Below are 22,737 nucleotides of genomic sequence, written 5' to 3'. Positions count from 1 at the left end.
CTAGGCCGTCGTGCAGGTCAGGTACCGGGCAACCGCCTCGCATTGCTTGCGGATGTCAGGCACTGCCGTCGTCTCCCAGAGGTTACCCCGAATGGGCGGGCCGAGGGCAAAGAGAACGTCCGATGCGACGCCGTCCCTTCCGATCAGGCGATAATCGTCCCCGAGGTCGAGACCGAGGGACAGCGCGTCCGGTCGCGCCAGGCCGGCATCGAACAGCGATCGTATCAGGGGATCGCTGATCCGGTCGTAGTCGAGCTGAGGACCGGAGCAGTTCACCAGCCAGGTCCCCTGGATCCGCTGCACCGTCGTATCCCCACGCGCTTTCACGGTCATGGACACGCCTTCCGCAGCGAGCTCCACGTCCTGCAGCCTGCCGGCCATCACGACCAGTTTCCCCGAGTGTCGAAGTTCCTCGATCTCGGCCGCGACCGGCTGTGCCACACGGTGGCGATGCACTTCCCAGTAGGGCCGCACATGACGCAGGAACCGCCGGCGCTCGGCAATCGACAGGCCACGCCATAGAGCCTGTGTCTGCGGTCGCATCGAATCGAGGACGGAACGCCAGTCGACGCCGCTGGCCGATGCCGCATCGACTTCGCGACGGACCATGCGCATCAGCGTCCCGATGGTGTTCGGCAGGGCGTCCGGTGCCAGGAAAGCCTGGTAGGGACCGACATCCCGATGGGGCAGCGGCATGAAGCCCCGGCGCGAAACCGCCGTGATCTTTCCCCGGTGGCCACGCGACTGCAGATCGAGCACCACGTCCACCATCGTCAGGCCCGTCCCCACCAGGACGACGCTGTCGTCGTTCTGGATACGCGACAGGCCGCCACTCCAGGGGTTGGCGATGTAGTGATCCTCCCCACCGTCGGTCGCCCGGGGCTTGACCGGCAGCGCCGGAGGAAAATTTCCGACGCACAAGGCGACGCGATCGACCGTGTGCCGTGCGCCGTCCGACGTCTGCAGCTGGACGGATTTTTCGCCAGCCTGCAGGCTGGTCACCTCTGAGTCGACCCCGATCATCGAAGATGCGGGGTGCGCGGCAAGACAGGCCGACAAGGTCGAGCGGAGGTACTGGCCGTACAGGCCTCTCGATACGAAGGGACCCCGCGGCTCCGCGTCCGGGGCCTGAGGGCAGGCCTCCAGCCACTTGATGAAATGCTCGGGCCGCGAATCGTAGGCGCTCATATTGCCGACGCGGACGTTCAGCAGATGCCTGTCGTTCGGCGTCGAATAGGCCACGCCGCTGCCGAACGCCGCCGCGCGGTCGAACAGAAAGATGCGCACCGGGACCTGAGACTGTTCGATCAGGTGAACGGCCAGCATCGTACCGCTGAAGCCTCCCCCGACGATGCCGAATGTGGGCCGTGCATCTTCAGTCACTGTCGACCTCACGAACCTGGCGTGCGCGCGTGCAAGCAATTGCTGGGCATGGCGTTCCTCCGTCAGCGTGTTGAGAACAGTCGCATGGTGAGCAGGTTCAGATGAAGTTCTTCGCCTTTGACCACCGCGTGCTCGAGCGGGAGCGTCACCTCGACCGACGGCAGATTCTCTGCCAGCACCAGTTCGGCGCGCCGCGACGAGCCCACACGTCGTGTGCCGACGACCCTGCCCGAAAAAGTGCCGTGCCCCGTCGCATGGGCCAGCGTGAGATCGGACGGACGGATGAACAGCTCCGCGGCGCCTGCCGGAAACTGGAAAGGCGCCGGTACTTTACCTCCGCCCAGAGAGATCCATCCCGCCTCGACGTTGACCGGCAGCCGAACAGCATCCCCGACGAAACCCGCGACGAAGGGCGTCGCGGGCCGATCGAGGATGTCGTCCGGAACGCCGAGCTGTTCGAGGCGGCCGCGATTGAGGATCGCGACCCGGTCGGCCAGCTCCAGGGCTTCTTCCTGGTCATGGGTCACGAACAAAGTGGTATGGCCGGTGCGGCCGTGCAGCTCGCGAAGCCACCGCCGCAGATCCCGGCGCACCTGCGCGTCGAGCGCGCCGAATGGTTCGTCGAGCAGCAGTACGCGCGGCTCGACGGCCAGCGCGCGGGCAAGCGCCACACGCTGGCGCTGACCGCCCGACAGTTGGGCCGGATAGCGCTTGCCCAGGCCTGGCAGCTGGACGAGCTCCAGCAGGCTCTCTACCCGCTTCCGGATCTCAGCGGCCGGCGGCCGCAGGCGGCGAGGCCGGACGCGAAGACCGTAGCCCACGTTCTCGGCGACACTCATGTGCTTGAACAGCGCATAGTGCTGGAACATGAAGCCGACACGACGCTCCCGGACGGGAACGTGGGTGGCATCCTCGTCGCCGAACAGGATGCGCCCCGCCGTCGGTGACTCCAGTCCGGCAAACAGGCGCAGCAATGTCGTCTTCCCGGATCCCGAAGGTCCGAGAAGTGCCATGAGCTCGCCCGGCTTCACCTGAAGGTCGATGCCGTTGACGGCAGCGACGCCCGCGAACGACTTGGCCAGCCCCTCCGCCGTGATGGCAATCGGCACGCCCGTGCCGAGATCGACTGTGTCGTTCGTCATGTCAGTGACGTCGCCCCGTCGAGAGGCCCTCCGCGTGTCGCCATTCGAGGAGCGACTTCGCCGCAAGCGTGACGAGTGCCAGTCCGGCCAGAAGGGCCGCGACCGCGAACGCGCCGACGAAATTATACTCGTTGTACAGAATCTCCACCTGGAGCGGCATGGTGTTGGTGAGTCCCCGAATATGGCCCGACACGACAGAGACGGCGCCGAATTCACCCATGGCGCGCGCGTTGCAGAGAAGAACGCCGTACAGCAGCGCCCAGCGAACATTGGGCAAGGTCACTGTCATGAACGTCCGAAAGCCCGAGGCACCCAGCGTGAGCGCGGCCTCCTCCTCCGCCGTCCCCTGCTCCTGCATCAGCGGAATGAGTTCGCGGGCGATGAAGGGAAAGGTAACGAAGATCGTCGCCAGCACGATTCCCGGGACGGCGAAGATGATCTTGATGTCCCAGGCATCGAGCAACGGACCGAAGACGCCTTTCGCGCCGAACAGCAGGACGAAGGTCAATCCCGAAACGACGGGCGACACGGAGAAAGGCAAATCGATCAAACTGATCAGGAGGCTCTTGCCGCGAAACTCGAACTTCGCGATGGCCCAGGCAGCGGCGACACCAAAGACGAGGTTCAGCGGCACCGTGATCGCCGCGACGATGAGCGTGAGATAGACCGCGGCGACGGTATCTTCATCGGTGTACGAGGCCAGAAGCGGCTCGATGCCCTTGCGGAGCGCCTCCACGAAGACGGCCGCCAGCGGCAGGACCAGGAACAGGGCCAGAAACGCCACGGCCGCGCCGATCAGCAGCCATTGCAGCGGCCGGCTCTCGCTGAGTGCCGTCTCACGCACCGTCGTATCTCCGCCGGCTCAAGGCCTGGACAGAGTTGATGAGCAGCAGCGCGACGAACGAAATCGCCAGCATCACGACGGCAATCGCCGACGCGCCGGCATAGTCGAACTCCTCGAGACGGGTCACGATCAGCAGCGGCGCAATCTCCGAGACGAAGGGAATGTTGCCGGCGATGAAGATCACAGAACCGTATTCTCCTACGGCGCGCGCGAACGCCAGGGCCACGCCGGTCACGAGCGCCGGCAGAAGCGCCGGCAGCACGACGCGGAACACGGTTTGCATCCGCGTCGCGCCCAGGGTGGCGGACGCCTCCTCCATCTCGCGTTCGAAATCCTGCAGGACGGGCTGGACCGTTCGGACGACGAAGGGCAAACCGATGAACACCAGAGCGATGAAGATACCCCAGGGAGTAAACGCAATCTTGATGCCGAGCGGCGCAAAGAACGCGCCAATCCAACCGTTGGGCGCGTAGAGCGCCGCAAGCGCAATGCCCGCAACCGCGGTAGGCAGCGCGAACGGCAGATCGACGGCGGCATCGAGCAGTCGCCGACCGGGAAAATCGTAGCGGACGAGCACCCAGGCGACGAGCGTACCGAAGACGGCATTGAGCAAGGCGGCCAGCAACGAGGTGACGAAGCTGACCTCCAGCGCCGCCATGACGCGCGGCGTCGTCGCCACGTGCCAGATGCCTTCAAGACCAAGACCGCTTGCCCGCCATATCAGCACCATCAGCGGCAGCAACACGATCAGCGACAGATAGGTCGTGGCGAACCCCAGCGTCAGCCCGAAACCCGGCAGGGCACTCGGTTTGACGAAGGCGAAGCGGCCTGCGGTCACGCGAGCGACCGTCACCGAGGGGCCTTGCCCGCCGGCTTGTAGATCTGATCGAAGATGCCGCCGTCGGCGAAATGCTCGGCCTGCGCCTGCTTCCAGCCACCGAAGACCTGATCGATCGTGACCAGCTTGATCTTGGGGAACCGCGCCAGATCAGCCGGATCCGCATCCTCCGGCTTGAACGGCCGGTAGAAATTCCGGGCAATGATCTTCTGGCCGGCGGGCGAATAGAGGAAGTTGAGGTAGGCCTCGGCCACCTTTCGCGTCCCCCGCTTGTCGACCACGGAATCGACGACGGCAACCGGCGGCTCCGCCAGGATCGACAGCGACGGCACGACGATGTCGAACTTGTCGGCGCCGAACTCCTGCAGAACGAGGAACGCCTCGTTCTCCCATGAGATCAACACGTCCCCCACCGCGCGCTGGGCAAACGTCGTGGTCGAGCCGCGCGCTCCGGAATCGAGGACAGGGACGTTCCTGAAGATGGCTTCGACCAGCTTGCGCGCGGCAGCCTGGTCGCCCTTCGTCCGTTCGAGTTCATCGGCCCATGCGGCAAGGTAGTTCCAGCGTGCGCCGCCCGACGTCTTCGGGTTGGGAGTGACGACCGAGATGCCGGGCCTGGCGAGATCCGTCCACTCCCGGATGCCCTTGGGATTACCCTTGCGCACGAGGAACACGATCGTCGACGTGTACGGGCAGGAATTATTGGGCAGACGAGACTGCCAGTTCTCCGGCAGACGCTTCGATTCGCGGGCGATGGCGTCGATGTCGCCGGCCAGCGCCAGGGTCACGACGTCGGCCTCCAGGCCGTCGATCACCGAGCGCGCCTGCCGCCCCGAACCGCCATGAGATGTCCGGACCGTCAGTTTCTGTCCGGCACTGCGTTGCCACTCGCTTGCGAAGGCGTCGTTCACCGCACGATAGAGCTCGCGTGTCGGATCGTAGGAAACGTTGGTCAACACTGCCGGAGCCGGTGTCTGGCCGAGGGTCGGCCTGGAGGCAGTCGCGACGCCGAGCGTGGCGCCTGCTGCGAGAAACGAACGACGGTTCATAGTCATCATCGCGTCTCCTACAGTCGATCCGGTGGCTGACCAGATCAGGCTAAAGGGCCACTGTCTTTGTCGACCAGACCGGTAGAGATTGTCAACTCCGCGGCCGGACCCGAACCGGGGACTTCGGCGCCCCCTTCGCTAAGTCCGACGCGTCCCGGCGCTTCCTCTTCTTCGACGCTCCTTGCCCGACCGCATCGTCCGCGTTCATGGCGTCGGCAAGACTCGTGTTATCCAGAATATCCCGGCTCGCGTTCGCAACCTGAGCGAACACGCGTCGAATTTCACACGTCGCTTCGTCCAAACAGTCCACGCACCGCCGATAGGATATCTTCGAAAGGCAGGGCAACAGCGCGATCGGACCATCGACGATCCGCAACACTTCGCCGAACATGATCTGCGAGGGCTGCTTGTTGAGTAAGTATCCTCCGAACTTGCCGCGCTTGCTCCGCACCAGGTCGTGATGCTTGAGGTCCAGCAATATCTGTTCCAGGAATTTCTTGGGAATGGAGCAGGAGGTCGACAGCTCCATGATCATGGTCGGCCGACCGGACTCGGCCCGCGCCAAGGCGACGAGCGCCCGCAGCGCGTATTTGGCCCTTTGCGAGATCATTTCAAACCCAATGCCGATGCAGGCGCGACAAATCGAAGGGGCGGCAATCTTGGCATATCCAGGGATGCAGACGAAGCCCGTCCCCAAGAACTGACTTAAGGGTGAGCGGCCCGCGGCCGCAAACCGTCCCGCGACGTTTGAAGGTGCCGCCTTTCTTCTGCAACGGCCTGCCGCTATCGTCGCGCGGCTCAGGCGTTTGGGAGACAGGCATGTTCGAACTCGAGAAGGATGAGCGGATTCGTGGCATCGACTCGAATACTGCCGCTCTCGCGATGGCGATGGCTCACGACTTCATCCTGGAAATTTTGCTTACGCGCGAAATGCTCGAAGGAGGAGATGAGGAAGCGCGCAAGCTCGCCCGTCTCGCGATCGAGCGTTGGGAACGCAGATACGGCCAGGATGCCAGCTCGGGTGTCCTCCGCGAGGACGACCGCGGTCGCCTCCACAGCTCCGGCAAGGCCTTCGTCGACCGCTTGATGAGGAAGGCGCTCGCTCGCTCCGAACACATCCGCGAGCAACTGAGTGAGACCGCTACAACCGGAAATTGATCCACGAAAGCCGGCCGTCGCCTGTCGCGCTGTTCAGGACTCCGACACTCGAATCGACTGCCGAGACTGTTGATTGCCGTCGCAATGCGAACATCCGCGTGCGGAACGCCGGACGCGACAACGCGCGCCATCGGCATAGCCGTTAATCTTGCCAATGCCCCGGCCTCGTTTCTATACAATGCGGCCGTGCGGTTTTCGGAATGGGCAGGCATGCAGACTTTCAAGACGACACTGCCAGGAGTGCTCCTGTTCGAGCCCCGACGATTTGGCGATTCACGCGGCTTCTTCGTCGAAACGTTCCAGACCGAACGCTATGCCGCCCTGGGCGTGACCGGACCCTTCATTCAGGACAACCTGTCGCGTTCATCGTATGGCGTGCTGCGCGGCCTGCATCTCCAGAATCCCAATCAACAGGGCAAGCTGGTGAGCGTTCTCCGAGGCAAGGTGCTCGACGTTGCCGTCGACGTCCGCCGCGGCAGTCCGACGTTTGGAAAATCCTGCGCCATCGAACTCAGCGAGGAGAACGGACGGCAGATGTTCATTCCGAGGGGTTTCGCGCACGGTTTCGTCGTCCTCTCGGAGAGCGCGGATTTTTTCTACAAGTGTGATGGCTTGTATAGTCCGAAGGACGAAATCGCCGTGAGCTGGTGCGATCCCGAACTCGGCATCGACTGGCAGATCTCCGATCCCAAAGTCTCCGCCAAGGACAGCGCGGCGCTCCCGCTGTCGAAAGTCGATCGCCTTCCCCTGTATGAAGGCTGACCGTTGAAAATTCTGGTAACAGGCGTGACGGGCCAGGTGGGATCGGCGTTGATCTCGCGCCTCTCACCCTTCGGAACGGTGATCGCGGCCGACCGCAAGCTGATCGACCTGACGAGGCCCGGCGATATCGCCGCCCGGCTGAAGGATCTGGCGCCCGACGTCATCGTCAATCCTGCCGCCTATACGGCCGTCGACAAGGCGGAGGACGATCGCGAGGCGGCCTTTCTGGTGAACGAAGCCGCGCCGCTCGCCATGGCCCGGTGGGCCGCCGACGCGAACGTTCCCCTCATTCATTTCTCGACCGATTACGTCTTCGATGGCAGCGGGACGACGCCGTGGAGGGAAACCGATGTCCCCGCCCCCCTCTCCGTGTATGGGGCCAGCAAGCTCGCCGGCGAAAGGGCGATCCGGACCGTCGGCGGGGCCCATCTGATCGTTCGGACCTCCTGGGTTTACGCGCCCGGCGGCGCCAATTTCTTTCGCACCATCATGCGACTTGCGCAGGAACGCGAAGAGCTGCGCATCGTGGCCGACCAGCACGGCGCTCCGACCTCGTCCGCCCTGATTGGCGATACCATCGCGGCATTGTTCGCAGCCCCCGGCGGCCTTTCCGAGGTGATCGGCCACGCCGGTGGCCTGCTTCACCTGACGGCATCGGGCAGCACCAGCTGGCACGGATTTGCGACGGCGATCGTCGAAGGTCTGCAGTCGAGAGGCGTTGCCTTGAAGGCCACGCGAGTCATGCCCATCGCCACCAGCGAGTATCCCGTCAAGGCTCAGCGTCCGCTCAATTCACGTCTCGATCTCGCGAAGCTGTCGCGGATCCTGGGCGCGGCGCCCCCTCACTGGACCTCCGGGCTCGATAGCGTGATCGCCGAGGCGACCGCAGCAGGTCAGTAGACCGCTTGACCATGCTGCGGTGCGCTTCGGGCGGCGCCCATCGCGCTCGCTAGTAGTTCGTGCTCCGGGTGAGATCGTAGTAGGCGCCGGTGATCGAACGGACGACCTGCATGATCTTCAGGAACTGCACGGAATCGGCGTTCGTGACGAGGACGACGTCCTTGTCGCGAAGCTGTATCTGCTGGGCGAAGAAGTAACCGTCAGCCTGCGTGAGATCGATCCGATAGATGACCGGCGCATCCATGCCGCCTTCCAGGGCAGCCATGCGTGCATTCACATAGGTCGTATCGACGGCCTGTCTGTCCGCAGCCAGCAAAGTCCGCGCGAACCGGGCGGGCTCGTAGCGAAACAGGAAGACGCCCCCGAGATTGGCTTGCACGTCGATGCCACCGCCGGCCCGAGCGATGGCTTCAGCGAGCGTCACCTGCTCGGTCTCGAACGGATACTGTGCGACCTTCTGCGTCGCGCCCATGACAAGGAAGGTCTTGGGATTTCGCACCAGAACGATGTTGTCGTTGGGCTGAGCCACGACATTGTCGCCGGGATTGGACATCACCTGCTGCAGCGGGAGCGAGACCACTTGCTGGCCGCGCATCAACCGCAGGTCCGTCTGGACCGCGGGGAACTTGGGCCCTCCCCCCCACGCAACGGCGTCGAGCAGCCTCTCGCCGCGCAGCGTGAGCGGCATGAGGCCGGCCTTGTTCACTTCGCCGCCGACCGAAACCGTGTTGGCCGTATTGCCCACGAGCGACACGACCACCTGGGGCCGGACCGTCTGGGACGCGAGGCCGTCCTGGATCACTGCCGCCGCCTGCGACGGGGTCCGGCCCGCGACATGGACGCGGCCGACATAAGGCACGGTGACCTTTCCGTCAGCCTCGACGATCTGGAGGGGCAAGGTCGACGCCTGCGGCGCCGGCATCCCGGGCGTGCCCGTCATCATGGGCGGAACGGTGCCCTGGAACAGCGTAGACCCTGCTGTTTCATAAACGGTGATGCCAATCGTGTCGCCCGGCTTCAGCGCCACGCTGGGCGTATACTTGGCCAGTCGAAAGGCCTGTGGAAAACTCGGAGGCTGGTACTGGCTCAGTGCCCGAGTGACCAGAGAGGTCACCTTGACGACGAACACCTCCCAATTCTCATCCTGGGTACGAACGAGTTGCGCCGTCGTGGGCGCGGCCGCCGGCACGCTGCTGCATCCCGCCGCCGCAAGGGCCAGGAGACTGGCGGAAATCCTGAGCGTCCGTACGGCCTTCGCCTTGACCGCAGCAGCAACGCCGCTCTGCCTCCTGCCGGCATGGTTCGATCCGCTTCTTTGCCCGACACGCCTATCGACAAATCGGTCCGGCAAAAAATCAAGGAGAGTCATGGGCCTAGGCACTTTCTCGACATCGACGGAACTGAAAGCGACAAATCGACGACAGGCTGCGTGACGAAGGGAGCGAATTGCTTCTGCGAAACCAAGGCGTATCTGCGAAGCAAACAATGGTCAATCCGTCAGCGGTGGGCAATCTGTGCCATCTCACATCGCCGGATTGCGGCGGGCAAGGCTACGTCCGATAATGTTCACTTGATATCCACAGTCAGCATGCTGCCCGACCTCAAGACTCTCCTGCGGCGGGTCGTTCCTTCGACGCGCACGACCGTCGCCGGAGGGATCGACGGCGTACACCGCGGATACATACGCGGCTGGGCGTTCGACAAGGCCAATCCCGCCTCCCGTCTTTGGATACGAATGGTGGACGCAACCGGCCGCGTGATCGCCGAGGCTCTGGCCGACCGGTATCGCGCCGACGTGCAAAAAGCGGGCTACGGCGACGGGCACCATGGCTTCGCCTTGCCGGTCTCCGATCCCGCCCTCGTCGCGACAGCGCGGTTCCTGTGCGGCAAGACGGGTGCGGAGCTGCCAAGGCCGAGGCCGAATACCGGAAAACCCGCAGGCAGGACCTTCGACCGCGGAGGCTATGTCCTTCGACTCGACCAGCATCCCGCCGGTCCCGCTCTCACCGGCTGGGCCATCGACCGGCACCATCCCGAAGAACGGCGGCTCCTGCGTCTGCGCGCCGGACCGCGGACGCTGGCCGAGCAACGGGCGACTCTCTATCGCGGTGACTGCACGGAAGCGAACGGCGATGGCTTCCACGGGTTCTCTCTCCCGCTCCCCCCGCACACCGGGTCGCTTTTCGTCGATGACCTGGGCAGTGGCCTGGAATTCAGGATCTCCTGACGGTGGCTCTCGAGATCGTCCTGGTCGATACGTCGGAGGGATGGCAGGGACCGTCCGGGCTTTTTCCAGCGGCCGCCCGGTCTCTGGCGATGCAAGGGCACGTCGTTCGCCTGATCGACCAACGCGCCCTGGCCGACCTGGCGCAAGACCCGCCGCTCCTGACAGGCCTCAATCGTGCGGTGGCGGCGAGCCCCATGACCGACAGCCATCGCCTGGCGCTCGAGCTGGCGCGAAAGCCCCCCGACCTGATGATCGCATCCCTGCGCGGGGGCATCGCGCAGGCAACCCTGATGGCCAGGGCATGCGGGGAGGCTTTCGCCGGCACCCGAATTGCCCTGTGGAGCAACGAGCCGACCCGTGAGCGCTTCCTGGCCAGCGACTCCGCGAGCTTCGACCTGGGATCGCTGATCTCGGACGCGATGGAACGTCAATGCCTCGCTCTCGCGGACACGCTCATCCTGCCGGACCAGACGATGGAGGGGCCGGCCCTGCCCGGCTTCGCTCTCAGCATTCCGCTCGTCCGCTGTTCGCGCACGGGCGCCGTGCCGCCTGTTCCGCCACGCGCACCCGTTCGCGAAATCGTATTCATGGGCGCGCTGCAGCGCGTCGCCGGTGCCGGCGAATTCGTCGAGGCGATCGAGCGCCTGGCTCGCAAGGGCATTCTCGGTGACCGGCTGGTAACCTTTCTCGGGCCGATGGCCGATTCGCTTTACGGCCTCAGCAAGGAATGGCTTGGACAGAAAGCCACGACGTGGCCGTTCCGCTTCAAGGTCATCGACGAAACCGACCGGTCGCGGGCGCTGCGCTACGCGGCCGAGCCGGGCAGACTGGCGGTGTCCGTATCAGCTGACAGGGGCGATCTTCACTCGCTTCGTGCCGGCACATCGAATCACCTGTTCCTCCATGCACGACCGATGGACGATCCGCATCTGGCGACCCGGCTTGCAGAGGGAATTGCCCGTGCCATCGCCGACGGTGGCGCAGTCTCCGCCGAAGGCAACGACGTCGACTGGGCAAAGCTGCTGGCGGACCTGACCCGCCTCAATATTCGCTCTCGATCTTCCGGAACACAGACCGTCACGGTCTGCGTCCTCCATCACAATCGCCTGGGCTTCCTGCGTCAGGCACTGGCCTCCATTCCCTCGACAGTCGACGGACATGAAGTCGAGGTCATGGTGATCGACAATGCGAGCCCGATCGCCGACGTGGAGGGTGCGATCCGCGACGCCGCCGGCGCTCGCCCTTCCCTGCGCGTCCTTAGCCTGGCCGAGCCGCTGCCTCAGACGTCCGCCTACAATCGAGGCCTCGCGGAGGCGCGATCGGAGATCGTGGTATTCCTCGACGACGATAACTTCTTCCTGGAGGGCGGCCTGGAACGGCTCGCACGGGCCGCATCGACCGGAGCGCACGACATCGTCGTCTCCTCTCTGGACGTGTTCGACGACGCGGACGGCGATCCGCGATCACTTCCAAGCGCAGGGAGACTTCTCTTTCTGGGCACCGCGCACTCGGCCGGTCTGTTCTTCAATGCGTTCGGCGACACCGCCATGGCGGTCCGCCGCAAGGCTTTTACCACCCTGGGAGGCTTCCATGACCTCGGATACGATTATCCGAGCCTGGATTGGGTAAGCCTTGCCAAGGCACAAGGCGCAGGACTGCGCATCGGGGCCTTGCAATGGCCGGCCGTCCGATACCGCCGCAACACGGCGCGGGCCGACGTCCAGGCGGTCAAGCTCGACGAAGCGGGAGCCCGCACGCTCGTGTTCAAGGCCTGTGGCGATTCCATCGACGCCGCGCTGGTGGCCCGATACGCCCAGAAGCTTCTGCTGCTCGACCTCTGAAGGCGCAGCGCCTCGAGGTCATTTCGCCGAGATGAGCTTGTCGCCCACCAGATGCAGGCGGCCGCGATTGAGGAGAACACCCGAATCGGCAACGACGACATCGACACGATGCGGCGTGCCATCGCGCAGCTGGCGCGGGATCGATATGGCAAAGCCATAGGCGCCGGTCCCGATCTGCAGCGAGCGCAGATCGTCTCGAACGTAATTCGCCGTGGTGCGTCCCAGGAATTTCCCGTCGACGAACGCGGCGATGTCTATCGAGTTGTCAGGATGCGCGGGCTGCCAGGCCCAACCACGGATCGTTGAATCCACCAGGTCGCAGTGGCCCTCGTAGCCGCTGGCTTCGAGCGCGTGCGGATTTGCCGGAACCGACAGCTCGCCGATCGTCAGATCTGTTCCCTTGACGCGCAGCACGACATCGGTCGATCGCCAGTCTCCCGGGAAGCCATGGAGTCCCCGCCAGATGGGCAAGGCGAAACCATGTCCGAGTATGCCCGCGCGTGCCGGCAGAATCGCCGCAGATCTGATGTTGGCCGGCACGATCCGCTTGCGGCCCTCTCCGAAATCGCCCTCGACTTCGACCGTCTTGTCGGGGTGGTCTTCGTCCCTTACCCAGCCGTACACCACCCCGCGGTGAACACCGAAGAGACGACCGACGTACCGTTTTCCGTCCGCGTCGGACTGCCAATGTATGGCGAGGTTGCGGACGGCCAGCTGAGACGCCGGGTCGTGCCGCTGCCCCGCCGGTTGGTCGTTGACCAGGTGAACGAGGCCTGTCCCGTGCGATGCGGCGCGGGCCGCCAGACGCTCCGCGCGCCGCTTCGCCTTCGCCTTGTCCGGTCGCTCGCGACCGATGAGCTTCGGCGCCAGGGCGGCGATCAGCTGCATGAGGTTGCCGGCCGCGCTGTCCCTCTTGGCGCGCATGGGCAGGGCCATCGTGCCTCCGAGCCGGCCGCGGCGCCCCAGGTTCTTCTGCAATCCCTTCGCCATGATCAGCAGTTCCCGGAGCGCGAGCGGTGCAGCGGAGAGCTGTGGGCGCGCGGCCCGAAGTTCCGACACGGACCGGTCGTAACCTCTCTCGCGCAGCCGCTCCGCACTCCAGCCGTCGACCGTGCCGAGTTCCCGAAGGACGGACTGGCAGCGCAGCCCCGCCAACTGGGCCTTGGAGACGAACTCGTGGTCGTGTCCCAGGACGCGATAGTCGCGGGTGAAGCCGCCCAGCTCGAGGAAGGCACTCCGCCGCACGAACAGGGGAAGCGGCGTCACGTCGGTGTGGAAGAAGGCCTGCGCAAAATCGCCGAGGAGAGCGACGTTGAGGTAGGGGCGGCTCGCCTCGGTCTCTCGATAAACAACGCGAAAGAAGTAGGTCAGCAGATCGGCGCCGCAGCGTCCCGCCACATCCGCGAGCGTGGACAGGGCGGCGGCATTCAGGGTCGAGCCCGACCACAGGAAGAATACGAACTCGCCCGTTGCTTCGTCGGCCAGCGTGTTGAAGCCGAGGCCGGCATCGAAGTCGAAGGTCGGGATGATGGTGGCGGAAAGGCCGATCTCCTCGACCTTCGCGCGCGCACGATCGACGGCTTCATTGTCGTCCGTGTCGACCGCGATCAGCACTTCCAGCGGTGCATCCTTCTGCGCCTTGAGCGAGGCCAGGGTCGCGGCAAGTCGCTCATCGTTCTCCGGGTGGTAGATGCACACCGAGATCTTCGTCGGCGGCGCGGAGGCATAGGAGTCCGGGGGCAGCAACTCGGCCAGCAGGCCGCGCCCGAGATCCTGGTGGAAGCGCCGCCACTGCTCGAGGTTCTCCTCGTTGTCGAAGCTGGGCGCCGCCACATAGCCACCGCGCTCGAGCGCCAGCGCGAGCCTGTCCGCCAGCGGGACGGGATGGGCGGCACAGAGAACGCTCGGACGGTCGGCCGGATCGACGAGTTCGGGCGTTCCGCCCGAATCGGAGGCGATGAACGGCACCTTGCAGATCAACGCCTCGTAGACGGCAAGCGAGGAGTTCTCGATCAGGGACGGCATGACGGCCAGCCGGTTGCCCCCCAGCAGATACTCGACTCCTTCGTCCTGCTGGAAGTCGGAGAGGATCTCTACCCTGGTCGGCCAGGAGGCGCTTTCCGCCCTGATGTAGCCCACGACGTCTTCGCCCGTCCGTTCGAGCACCGGCTCGCCGGGTTTGCCCATGAACGAGATCTTCGGAGGCAGCTTGGTGCCCTGGCGAATCAGGCGCTTGATCGCCTGGATGAAGATCAGAAGCCCCTTGCGCGCCTCGAGACGGCCGAAGAACACGATCTCGTCGATCGGGCGCCGACTCCCCTGCTCCCAGTTCCGGGTCAGGGCGAGGCGGGCGAGATGCTCGAAGGTCGCCACGTTCGGCTGCACGAAGATCCGCTCGCGCGGCATGTCATAGCCCTGGCTGTGCATCCAGCGCAGCAGGTGGAGGCTGCCCCCGATCACCATGTCCGCGAGCTCGACGCTGCGGCGTTCGGCGTGCACCTTTGCGAGATCGTCCAGGCGCTGGAATGGCTGCAGGCCGTAGAGCCTGTTCCACAGCCAGGGCGACGAGGTCTTCACGATGAAGAGCGTATCGCGGAAGGCAAGCCCCTGCCGCTTGGCGAGAAGACTGAAATAGCCGGCCGCGCGCCACTCCGAGACATGCACGACATCCACCGGATGGTCCGTGAGGTATCGGAACATGTTGTACGAGGCATGGGCCCAGCGATCGCCGCCAACAGGATATCGATCGAGGCGCGCATAGTTGGGCACCGGCACGAACCGGATCTTCTTCGCGGCGTAGTAGTCGCCCCAGTGCTCGATCGTCTCGTTCTCGACCTCGTGTCCCTTGAGGTAGAGAATCGTCACCTCGTGGCCGAGATTGGCCAGGAGCTCGGCCAGCGCGGCATAGGTCGTGCCGATGCCGCCATTGCGAACCGGACCCACGATATCTTCGGTAGCGATGCAAATGCGAAGTCGCCTCGCCTCTCCCTGGAAGGTGAGAAGCGAGTCCAACCCGGGATAGGTGACGGTCCAGGCGTCAGGCGATCGCCGCACCAGATCGTCGATCCTGCCGAGCGGAGTGGAATGGCAGAGAATTTCCTCGACGGCAGCGCTGGCTAGTTTTTCACTCTCGATATCCCTGCCAGCCATTCAATCCCCTTGCGAACTACACAGAAGAGCCGTTTTTATCATACTGTCAATTACGGCGACTCTGCAGCGGCCGGAGCCAATGACTTCATCGAATGAAAATAATCCTCACGCTGAGCAACCGGCGGGTTGGAGCGGTTCCTCGAACACGCGCACGCTCGGCCGACGCCATCTCCTCGCATCGGTAGCTGCCGGGTGCTCGACCCTGCCGTTTTCGGCCTATGCGCAAACCGCGACCGGCCTGCCCGTCCGCGTCTCGAAACAGCGGCTCGACGCTCTCGCCGCGAAATTCTATCCCGCGTTCAACCAAGGCGACATTCTCGCGCCATTCTCCCCCGACAGACACGCCGCGCGCTACGACGTGGAGTTGAGACGTCTTACAACCTCTACACGCCTGCCGGAAACCGGTGAGCAGGTCGAGGTGAGCGGGCTCCTCGCCCTTCCCGTGGGAATCCAGGGGACAGTGCCTGTCGTTTCCTGGCAGCACGGCACCATCCTGTCCTTCGACCAGGTCCCGTCGAACCTGATCCGGCTCGGGTCCGACAGCTATGAGCCGAGCGACAATGCCGATTCGCTCGAAACCCTGTTCAACGTCCAGCGCTTCGCGGGGAACGGTTACGCCGTCATCGCGGCGGACTATCTCGGCAAAGGCCCGCTGCGCGACGGCCGCGACGAGGCCTATGGGGTCAAGGACGCCACCGTCCGCTGCTGCCTGGACATCCTGCAGGCCGGCGTGCGGGAGCTGGAGAAGTCGAGCCTGCGCCCCTCCGCCCTGTTCCTGAACGGCTGGTCGCAGGGTGCCCTGAACACTCAATGGCTGAAACAGGACCTGCAGCGACGCGGCACCAAGGTGGTCGCCGCGGCCGCCCAGAGCCCGTTCAACGATTTGCCGGACACGTTCCACTACTGGTCCGACCCGCCCTCCTTCATCCCCGCGACGGAGACATCCTATCCGCCACCGCCGGCCTGGATCGTGCCCTGCCTGATCATTCTTCTCGGCAGCTACCGGCGCTATTATGGCCTGACCGATCTCTTCGAGACCGCGATCAAGCCGCAACACCGCGCCTTCGCCGAAAAATATTGGTCCGACTACAAGCTCGATGCGGAGGTCGCGAAGACGATGCCGCCGGTCGCCGACTTCCTGACCGACGGCTTCTTCGAGCGCTTCACGCACGACACCAACAGCAAGCTCCTGCGCCGCCTCGCCGACAACAGCACGACCTTCTGGGACTACGACTCGCCGATCCGTTTCTACTACGGGCTGGCCGACGAGGCCTTGTACCCGCGCCTCGTGAAGATGGCGCTGGCATCGGGAGGACGCGACATGAACGGCGTGCCGGTGAAGGGAGCGAGCCATCGCGCCACTTTCCTGGCGAGCCTCTACGGCGACGGCGCCGTCCTCGACGGCAAGTCCACCGTCCTCGACTGGTTCAATTCGCTGCGCTGAAGTCGCCCCTTCGCGGCGTGCGCGGCAGGGCGGAGCGAAGCTCCACTCCTGTTGCGCCATCCCCTGTCGACGATGCGGCTCAGGCCAGACTCCGGGCCATCATGAGCAGCGGCACCAGCAAGACGTTGAGCAACCCGACCATCACCATCACGAGGCCGGCGACGGCGCCCTCCTCCTGCCCGATCTCGTGGGCCTTGGCGGTGCCGGCGCCATGGGCGGCAACGCCGAGCAGGGCACCAAGGGCAAGGCTCGAGCGGATGGGCCATCGCAGCAGCAGGACATCGCCAATCGCCGCGCCCACGACTCCCGTGACGATGACGAACACGGCCGTCAGATCGGGCGCGCCGCCGATCTCGCCCGACACCGTCATGGCGAACGACGTACTCATGGACCGCGGCAAGAGGCTCAAGGTCAGCGTGTCGTTCAATCCGAGCAGCCGCGCCAGCCCCCAGGCGGTCAGCATCGAGGTGGCGCTGCCCAGGACCATGCCCGCGGCCAGAACGCGCCAGTGCCGGCGGATGAGGCCGCGCTTCTCATAGATCGGCACGGCGAAGGCGACCGTGGCCGGCCCCAGCAGGCTCACTAGCCAATGGGTTCCACGGCTGTAGTCGCGATAGCTGGTATGAAGGGCGAGCGCCGTCACGATCAGCGCCAGCGGCGCGATCGCCAGGGGCATCAGCCACCAGCGCGGCCAGCGCCGGTAGATCGCCCTCGCCCCCAGATAGAGGGCGATCGTCGCCGACGACCAGAAGATCGCCTGAAGGGTGGGATCAATCCCCGCTGGCATGAACCGCGGCATCGCGGGCCCCCCACCTGGTGCAGAGATCGACGATGAAGCCGGTCACGAGCATGACGCTGAAGGTGCCGCCCACGATCACGGCCAGAATTTTCAGGCCGAGCAGACCGATGAGTTCGCCGTGATCGAGCAGCGCCATCACGGCGGGCACGAAGAACAGCACCATGTAGCCGATGAACCACTCCGCGCCCCGCCGCAGGCTGTTCACGCTCAGTCTTCGTGTGGCCAGCAGCGCGAGAACCAGCAGCATGCCGATCACGCTGCCGGGAACAGGCAGGCCGGCCAGCTTTGCGAGGCCCTCTCCGGCGAGCCAGAACCCCACGACCAACCCGATCTGCAGGGGCGGGCTGCGGCGAACGCCATGACGGACACGGACCATGATCGAAGAAACGCTCATCGGCTGCTCCTCTCGCAGCGAAGATAGGATGCAGCAGCCCATTCTCTAAATGAATTGAATGACTACAATCTATTCTGATATGGAATGTCATGGAGATTCGCACGCTGCGCGCTTTCGTCGAAGTGGTCCGCCAGGGGGGCTTCTCGCAGGCCGCCAAAGCCGTCTCCGCCACCCAGTCGACGATCAGCAAAGCGGTCAAACAGCTGGAGGACGAGATCGGCGTGCCGCTGCTCGACCGGATCGGCCATCGCAGCAGGCTGACGGCCGCCGGGGAGATCGTCCTGCACCGGGCCCAGCGCATCCTCACCGAGCGGGAGGACCTGATCGCCGAACTGGGCGAACTGCGCGGCCTCAAGCGCGGCACGCTGCGCCTCGGCCTGCCGCCGGTCGGAAGCGACGTGCTCTTTGCCCCGCTGTTTGCCGTCTACAGCAAGCGCTACCCCGGCATCGACATCCGGCTGGTGGAGTACGGCAGCGACCGGCTGGAAGAGGTCCTGATGTCCGGCGAGATCGAACTTGCCGCCTCCCTCCTCCCCGTGTCGGACGGATTTGAATGGCAGGAGGTCAAACGCGAGCCTCTGACCGTCCTGCTGGCGCCGGACCATCCGCTGGCGCGCCGGCGCTCTCTCGACCTCGCAGCCTTGCGCGAACAGCCGTTCATCCTGTTCGAATCGGGATTTGCGCTCAACCGCATCATCCTCGAGGCGTGCCACCGGCGCGGCTTCGAACCGACCGTCGTCGCGCGCAGCAGCCAGATCGACTTCATCGTCGCGCTTGCCGCAACCGGCATGGGGGTCGCTTTCCTGCCGCGGATGATTGCCGAGCAGCGCAGGCACCGCTCCGTCGCCCGCGTGCGCCTGGCCGAGACGGACACGGACTGGCGCATCGCCATGATCTGGCGCCGCGGCGCCTTTCTCTCGCACGCCGCGCGAGTGTGGCTCGATCTCGTCGCCACGACTCGGGCCCCGCCCCTCGTCCCGGCGAAGCAGAGGCACGCGGCGGCAAAGCGGTGAGACGCGCGACGGGAGTCGCGCACCCCCGGCGTCTCACTCCAGGTCGGACATCTCGTAGAGCGGCCGGATCTCGATCTCACTCGGTCCCGGCATGGGATTGGGGCAGCGCTTCACCCAGGCCACCGCCTCGTCCATGTCCTTGACCTCCCACAGCCAGAAGCCGGCCAGCTGTTCCCGAGCCGGGGAGAACGGCCCCTGCCGGACCGTGCGGCCCGCACCATCGAAGGCGACGCGCCGGCCCTCCGACGTGGGCTTGAGCCCATCGCCGTCGCGCAGGATGCCGGCCTTCTGCAGCTCCTCGTTGAAGCGGCCCATGGCCTCCATCAACGCTGCCGTCTCCGGCGAGCGGACGAAGCCCTTTTCGCTATCCTCGGTCGCCTTCACCAGCACCATCACGCGCATGTCCGTCTCCCTGCTGAAGCCGGCTCGACCGGCCTTGTCATGGAACGACGAACGAGGGTCTCCGGAACCGACAGGGGGCGCGAATTTCTCGTAGCTGCGGGAAGCCTGGCGAGATCAGCACTCCGCGCAATTCCGCGTCAGTCCCACCAGAAGGACCACCACTCCTGGACCATCAGGCCGGCAGCCATCCCGCTCAAGGTCTCTCCGCCTTGCGCAAATTCACTGCAATAAGCACTGTGAATACGCGCCAGTTCGAGCGCTTCTTCCCGCGTCGCCGGCTTTCGGGCGACCCGCAGTTCGAGCGTATCGCTTCCCAGGGCTACGAGTTCCGCACCATAGCGGTCCCGCCAGTTGCGAAGTGCAGCGACATGGTAGGGCGCCGGCAGGCAACCGTTGAAATTGCCCCAGTGCAGATAAGCCGGAACAGTGGTCGGGTCATCGGTCGGGATCAGGACGACGTAGACGCGGGGCATGGGCGTCTGCGACCGGGGATCCAGCGCGGCCGAAAAACCGACCGGCTCCGGCCTCTCGGCCGGCCACTCGCCCAACGCCACGTCGTCGTCCCCGGCTCCCAGACCCTCGGGAAAACGGATTGCGTCCGCCGCGGCGAGTTGCTCGCTCACCGGGATCAGTGGCTCGGATGCATCGGGATAAAAAGGACGCAGGACGTTGTCGACATCGTCCCCCACGATGACGGGGACGCCGCGGCCGGCCGACTTCAGCTCTTCCCATTTCGCAAGTGCATTCTCGCCGGTCGTCTCGACGATCTCGTATGGAAAACGGGCGCGTGCCTCGGCGCGCTGATCGATCGATTGGCGTGCCGCAGCAGACTCCCGGCTTCCAAACCCCAGGGCTGACAAAAACCCCTTCAGCATTGGCCAGCTTCCCCAGATTCAGCCCGGATGGAGACCCGGCGCCTCCCTGCCCGTCGAGGACACGTATTCCGTGTATCCACCGCCATATTGATGCACGCCTTCGGGCGTGACTTCCAGCACGCGGTTCGAGAGCGCGGCGAGGAAGTGGCGGTCGTGGCTCACGAACAGCATCGTGCCCTCGAAGTCCGCCAGCGCCGCGACCAGCATCTCCTTGGTCGCCATGTCGAGATGGTTGGTCGGCTCGTCGAGCACCAGGAAGTTGGGCGGGTCGAACAGCATCTTGGCCATCACCAGCCGCGCCTTCTCGCCGCCGGACAGGACGCGGCAGGGTTTCTCGACATCGTCGCCGGAGAAACCGAAGCAGCCGGCCAGCGACTTCAGCGCGCCCGTGCCCGCCTGCGGGAACGAGGCATCGAGGGATTCGAAGATCGTCTCGTCGCCGTCGAGCAGGTCCATCGAGTGCTGGGCGAAGTAGCCCATCTTGACGCTGGCGCCGACGGTCACGCTGCCCTCGTCCGGCTCGGTGGTCCCCGCCACCAGCTTCAGCAGCGTCGACTTGCCGGCACCGTTGGCGCCCAGCACGCACCAGCGCTCCTGGCGGCGCAGCCGGAGGTCGAGCCCCTGGTAGATCGGCTGGGTGCCGTAGCCCTTGTGGACGCCGCGGAAGCTCACCACGTCCTCGCCCGAGCGGGGCGGCGCGCGGAACTCGAACCGCACCGACTGGCGGCGCCGCGGCGGCTCCACCTTCTCGATCTTGTCGAGCTTCTTCACCCGGCTCTGCACCTGGGCGGCGTGGGAGGCGCGCGCCTTGAAGCGCTCGATGAACTTCATCTCCTTGGCCAGCATCGCCTGCTGGCGCTCGAACTGCGCCTGGCGCTGCTTCTCGGAGAGCGCCCGCTGCACCTCGTAGAAATCGAAGTTGCCCGAATAGGTGATGAGCGTGCCGCCGTCGATCTCGATGATCTTGCCGACGATGCGGTTCATGAACTCGCGATCGTGCGAGGTCATCAGCAGCGCGCCCTCGTAGTTCTTGAGGAAGTCCTCCAGCCAGATCAGGCTTTCGAGATCGAGATGGTTGGACGGCTCGTCGAGCAGCATGCCGTCGGGCCGCATCAGCAGGATGCGGGCCAGCGCCACGCGCATCTTCCAGCCGCCGGACAGCAGTCCCACGTCGCCGTCCATCCGCTCCTGGCTGAACGACAGGCCCGCCAGCACCTCGCGCGCGCGGGCGTCGAGCGCGTAGCCGTCGAGCTCCTCGAAGCGGCCCTGCACTTCGCCGTAACGCTCGACCAGCGCGTCCATGTTGTCGGCCTGCTCCGGATCGGCCATCGCCGCCTCGAGCTGGGCGATCTCGACCGCCAGCGCGCTCACCGGTCCGACGCCGTCCATCACCGCGGCGACGGCGCTCATGCCCGACATTTCACCGACGTCCTGGCTGAAATAGCCGATGGTCATGCCGGCATCGATCGTCACCTGGCCGTCATCGGGCTGTTCCTGGCCCGAGATCATGCGGAACAGCGTGGTCTTGCCGGCGCCGTTGGGCCCGACCAGTCCCGCCTTTTCCCCCTTCTGGAGGCCCATCGACGCGTCGATGAACAGGATCTGGTGGCCGTTCTGCTTGCTGATGTTGTCGAGACGGATCATGCGGGCGTTGCTGGCGGGAAAGCCTGGGCAACGCAAGCAACAGGCCGGTGACGGTCTTGCGGCCGATTGTCTCCCTGCTCCGGACCGCCAACCCGTCTTTTTACCTCGCTTAACCGCTCGTGCCGGGGCCTGTGATATGCTGGCCCGGTCTCGTGACGGGAGAAAACCATGACCCAGCACGTTCTGTTCGTTGTCACCAACGCGGCCGTGATCGGTCCGCACAATCGCAAGACCGGCTTCTTCTTCGCCGAAGTCGCCCATCCCTTCGACGTGCTCGACAAGGCGGGGATCGCTATCGAGTTCGCCTCGCCGGCCGGCGGCTGGACACCCTACGACGCCTACGACGAGAAGGATCCCGCCCAGAAGGCGTTCTTCGAGAGCAAAGCCTTCCGCCGCCTCAACCACAGCCGCAAGCTCTCTGAAGTGGACGCCGCGGACTACGACGCCATCCTGGTGCCGGGCGGCCTTGGCCCGATGGTCGACATCGCGCGCAACAGGGACGTGCAGCGGGCCGTCGTGCGCGCCTGGAGCACCAACAAGATCGTCAGTGCCGTCTGCCACGGTCCCTGCTCCTTGCTGGGAGTCGACCTCGGCGACGGGACGCCATTCGTGCGCGGCAAGAAGCTCACGGGGTTCTCGACCAAGGAAGAATTCGACTACGCCCGCGAGGACGTGCCCTATGAGCTCGAGGAAGCGCTGCGGGCGGAAGGCGCCGACTACTCGTCCGCGGCCAACTGGCAACCCCACGTCGTCGTCGATGGCCGCCTGATCACCGGCCAGAACCCTGCCTCGGCTGGCCCCCTGGCGAAGGAGTTGCTCGCCGCGCTCAAGCAGACATGACCTGAAGGACCGTTCGCCGCCGGGAACCGTCC

General features: G+C 65.2%; 20 protein-coding genes and 1 pseudogene. 8 read left to right on the top strand and 13 right to left on the bottom strand.

The window, feature by feature from the left end; translation table 11 throughout:
- The 6 genes and pseudogenes from ACP15H_RS06165 to ACP15H_RS06140 all read right to left on the bottom strand — a co-directional run.
- Complete coding sequence (locus tag ACP15H_RS06165) at nucleotides 1–1,383, bottom strand: FAD/NAD(P)-binding protein (RefSeq protein WP_425065320.1); 1,383 nt, start codon at nucleotides 1,381–1,383, stop codon at nucleotides 1–3.
- A 62-nt stretch (nucleotides 1,384–1,445) separates the two neighbouring features.
- Nucleotides 1,446–2,486: a sulfate/molybdate ABC transporter ATP-binding protein gene (locus tag ACP15H_RS06160; RefSeq protein ID WP_425069868.1), complete on the bottom strand. Its 1,041-nt coding sequence runs from the start codon at nucleotides 2,484–2,486 to the stop codon at nucleotides 1,446–1,448.
- A gap of 40 nt (nucleotides 2,487–2,526) precedes the next feature.
- Nucleotides 2,527–3,369 (bottom strand): sulfate ABC transporter permease subunit CysW, encoded by an 843-nt coding sequence (cysW, locus tag ACP15H_RS06155; RefSeq protein ID WP_425065319.1) that lies wholly within the window; start codon nucleotides 3,367–3,369, stop codon nucleotides 2,527–2,529.
- Nucleotides 3,362–4,222, bottom strand: coding sequence for a sulfate ABC transporter permease subunit CysT (cysT, locus tag ACP15H_RS06150; RefSeq protein WP_425065318.1), 861 nt, complete (start codon nucleotides 4,220–4,222; stop codon nucleotides 3,362–3,364). The genes cysW and cysT overlap by 8 nt, the downstream gene beginning before the upstream one ends.
- Nucleotides 4,219–5,262: a sulfate ABC transporter substrate-binding protein gene (locus ACP15H_RS06145; RefSeq protein ID WP_425069867.1), complete on the bottom strand. Its 1,044-nt coding sequence runs from the start codon at nucleotides 5,260–5,262 to the stop codon at nucleotides 4,219–4,221. Before ACP15H_RS06145 ends, cysT begins: the two co-directional genes overlap by 4 nt.
- A gap of 202 nt (nucleotides 5,263–5,464) precedes the next feature.
- Nucleotides 5,465–5,866 (bottom strand): annotated as a pseudogene (locus ACP15H_RS06140) (RrF2 family transcriptional regulator); the annotation flags it as partial.
- Nucleotides 5,867–6,075: 209 nt separating this feature from the next.
- Between ACP15H_RS06140 and ACP15H_RS06135 the strand changes: the two are divergent.
- From ACP15H_RS06135 to rfbD, 3 genes are all read left to right on the top strand, one after another.
- Nucleotides 6,076–6,414, top strand: a complete 339-nt coding sequence (locus tag ACP15H_RS06135) for a hypothetical protein (RefSeq protein WP_425065317.1) — start codon at nucleotides 6,076–6,078, stop codon at nucleotides 6,412–6,414.
- Between the two features lie 210 nt (nucleotides 6,415–6,624).
- Nucleotides 6,625–7,176 (top strand): dTDP-4-dehydrorhamnose 3,5-epimerase, encoded by a 552-nt coding sequence (gene rfbC / locus ACP15H_RS06130; RefSeq protein ID WP_425069866.1) that lies wholly within the window; start codon nucleotides 6,625–6,627, stop codon nucleotides 7,174–7,176.
- Between the two features lie 3 nt (nucleotides 7,177–7,179).
- On the top strand, nucleotides 7,180–8,076 hold the full coding sequence (gene rfbD / locus ACP15H_RS06125; protein ID WP_425065316.1) for a dTDP-4-dehydrorhamnose reductase: 897 nt from the start codon (nucleotides 7,180–7,182) through the stop codon (nucleotides 8,074–8,076).
- A 49-nt stretch (nucleotides 8,077–8,125) separates the two neighbouring features.
- Here rfbD and ACP15H_RS06120 read toward each other — a convergent pair whose 3' ends face one another.
- Nucleotides 8,126–9,205, bottom strand: coding sequence for a polysaccharide biosynthesis/export family protein (locus tag ACP15H_RS06120; protein ID WP_425065315.1), 1,080 nt, complete (start codon nucleotides 9,203–9,205; stop codon nucleotides 8,126–8,128).
- Between the two features lie 168 nt (nucleotides 9,206–9,373).
- Between ACP15H_RS06120 and ACP15H_RS06115 the strand changes: the two genes are divergently transcribed.
- Both ACP15H_RS06115 and ACP15H_RS06110 read left to right on the top strand, forming a co-directional pair.
- On the top strand, nucleotides 9,374–10,303 hold the full coding sequence (locus ACP15H_RS06115) for a hypothetical protein (protein WP_425065314.1): 930 nt from the start codon (nucleotides 9,374–9,376) through the stop codon (nucleotides 10,301–10,303).
- Between the two features lie 2 nt (nucleotides 10,304–10,305).
- Complete coding sequence (locus tag ACP15H_RS06110) at nucleotides 10,306–12,144, top strand: glycosyltransferase family 2 protein (protein WP_425065313.1); 1,839 nt, start codon at nucleotides 10,306–10,308, stop codon at nucleotides 12,142–12,144.
- Nucleotides 12,145–12,162: 18 nt separating this feature from the next.
- Here ACP15H_RS06110 and ACP15H_RS06105 read toward each other — a convergent pair whose 3' ends face one another.
- Nucleotides 12,163–15,294 carry a glycosyltransferase gene (locus ACP15H_RS06105; RefSeq protein ID WP_425065312.1) on the bottom strand — a complete coding sequence of 1,044 codons (3,132 nt, stop codon included), beginning with the start codon at nucleotides 15,292–15,294 and terminating at the stop codon, nucleotides 12,163–12,165.
- Nucleotides 15,295–15,754: 460 nt separating this feature from the next.
- Here ACP15H_RS06105 and ACP15H_RS06100 point away from each other — a divergent pair, with 460 nt between their 5' ends.
- Nucleotides 15,755–16,738: an alpha/beta hydrolase family protein gene (locus tag ACP15H_RS06100; RefSeq protein ID WP_425065311.1), complete on the top strand. Its 984-nt coding sequence runs from the start codon at nucleotides 15,755–15,757 to the stop codon at nucleotides 16,736–16,738.
- 79 nt (nucleotides 16,739–16,817) lie between these two features.
- On the opposite strand, the gene ACP15H_RS06095 is transcribed toward ACP15H_RS06100, so the two are convergent.
- The gene (locus tag ACP15H_RS06095) at nucleotides 16,818–17,525 is read right to left on the bottom strand and encodes an LrgB family protein (RefSeq protein ID WP_425065310.1); all 708 of its coding nucleotides are present in this window, start codon (nucleotides 17,523–17,525) and stop codon (nucleotides 16,818–16,820) included.
- Nucleotides 17,509–17,931 (bottom strand): CidA/LrgA family protein, encoded by a 423-nt coding sequence (locus ACP15H_RS06090; protein ID WP_425065309.1) that lies wholly within the window; start codon nucleotides 17,929–17,931, stop codon nucleotides 17,509–17,511. The genes ACP15H_RS06095 and ACP15H_RS06090 overlap by 17 nt, the downstream gene beginning before the upstream one ends.
- 89 nt (nucleotides 17,932–18,020) lie before the next feature.
- On the opposite strand from ACP15H_RS06090, the gene ACP15H_RS06085 reads away from it, so the two are divergent.
- Entirely contained in the window at nucleotides 18,021–18,944 is a 924-nt protein-coding gene (locus ACP15H_RS06085) for a LysR family transcriptional regulator (protein WP_425065308.1), read from the top strand.
- A 33-nt stretch (nucleotides 18,945–18,977) separates the two neighbouring features.
- Here the strand turns inward: ACP15H_RS06085 and ACP15H_RS06080 are convergent, their stop codons facing one another.
- The 3 genes from ACP15H_RS06080 to ACP15H_RS06070 all read right to left on the bottom strand — a co-directional run bounded on the left by ACP15H_RS06080 (nucleotide 18,978) and on the right by ACP15H_RS06070 (nucleotide 21,865).
- Nucleotides 18,978–19,346 carry a YciI family protein gene (locus tag ACP15H_RS06080; RefSeq protein ID WP_425065307.1) on the bottom strand — a complete coding sequence of 123 codons (369 nt, stop codon included), beginning with the start codon at nucleotides 19,344–19,346 and terminating at the stop codon, nucleotides 18,978–18,980.
- 137 nt (nucleotides 19,347–19,483) lie between these two features.
- A complete protein-coding gene (locus ACP15H_RS06075; RefSeq protein WP_425065306.1) occupies nucleotides 19,484–20,221 on the bottom strand; it encodes a DUF4253 domain-containing protein in 738 nt (245 codons plus the stop codon).
- An 18-nt stretch (nucleotides 20,222–20,239) separates the two neighbouring features.
- Nucleotides 20,240–21,865: an ABC-F family ATP-binding cassette domain-containing protein gene (locus tag ACP15H_RS06070; RefSeq protein WP_425065305.1), complete on the bottom strand. Its 1,626-nt coding sequence runs from the start codon at nucleotides 21,863–21,865 to the stop codon at nucleotides 20,240–20,242.
- A 168-nt stretch (nucleotides 21,866–22,033) separates the two neighbouring features.
- On the opposite strand from ACP15H_RS06070, the gene ACP15H_RS06065 reads away from it, so the two are divergent.
- Complete coding sequence (locus ACP15H_RS06065) at nucleotides 22,034–22,705, top strand: type 1 glutamine amidotransferase domain-containing protein (RefSeq protein ID WP_425065304.1); 672 nt, start codon at nucleotides 22,034–22,036, stop codon at nucleotides 22,703–22,705.
- Nucleotides 22,706–22,737 lie beyond the last annotated feature (32 nt).

Origin of the sequence: Reyranella sp., from assembly GCF_965249915.1 — a bacterium.
Taxonomy (GTDB): Bacteria; Pseudomonadota; Alphaproteobacteria; order Reyranellales; family Reyranellaceae; genus Reyranella.
Note: the sequence above shows the minus strand (reverse complement) of the source record. Positions and strands in the feature narration are given on the sequence as shown.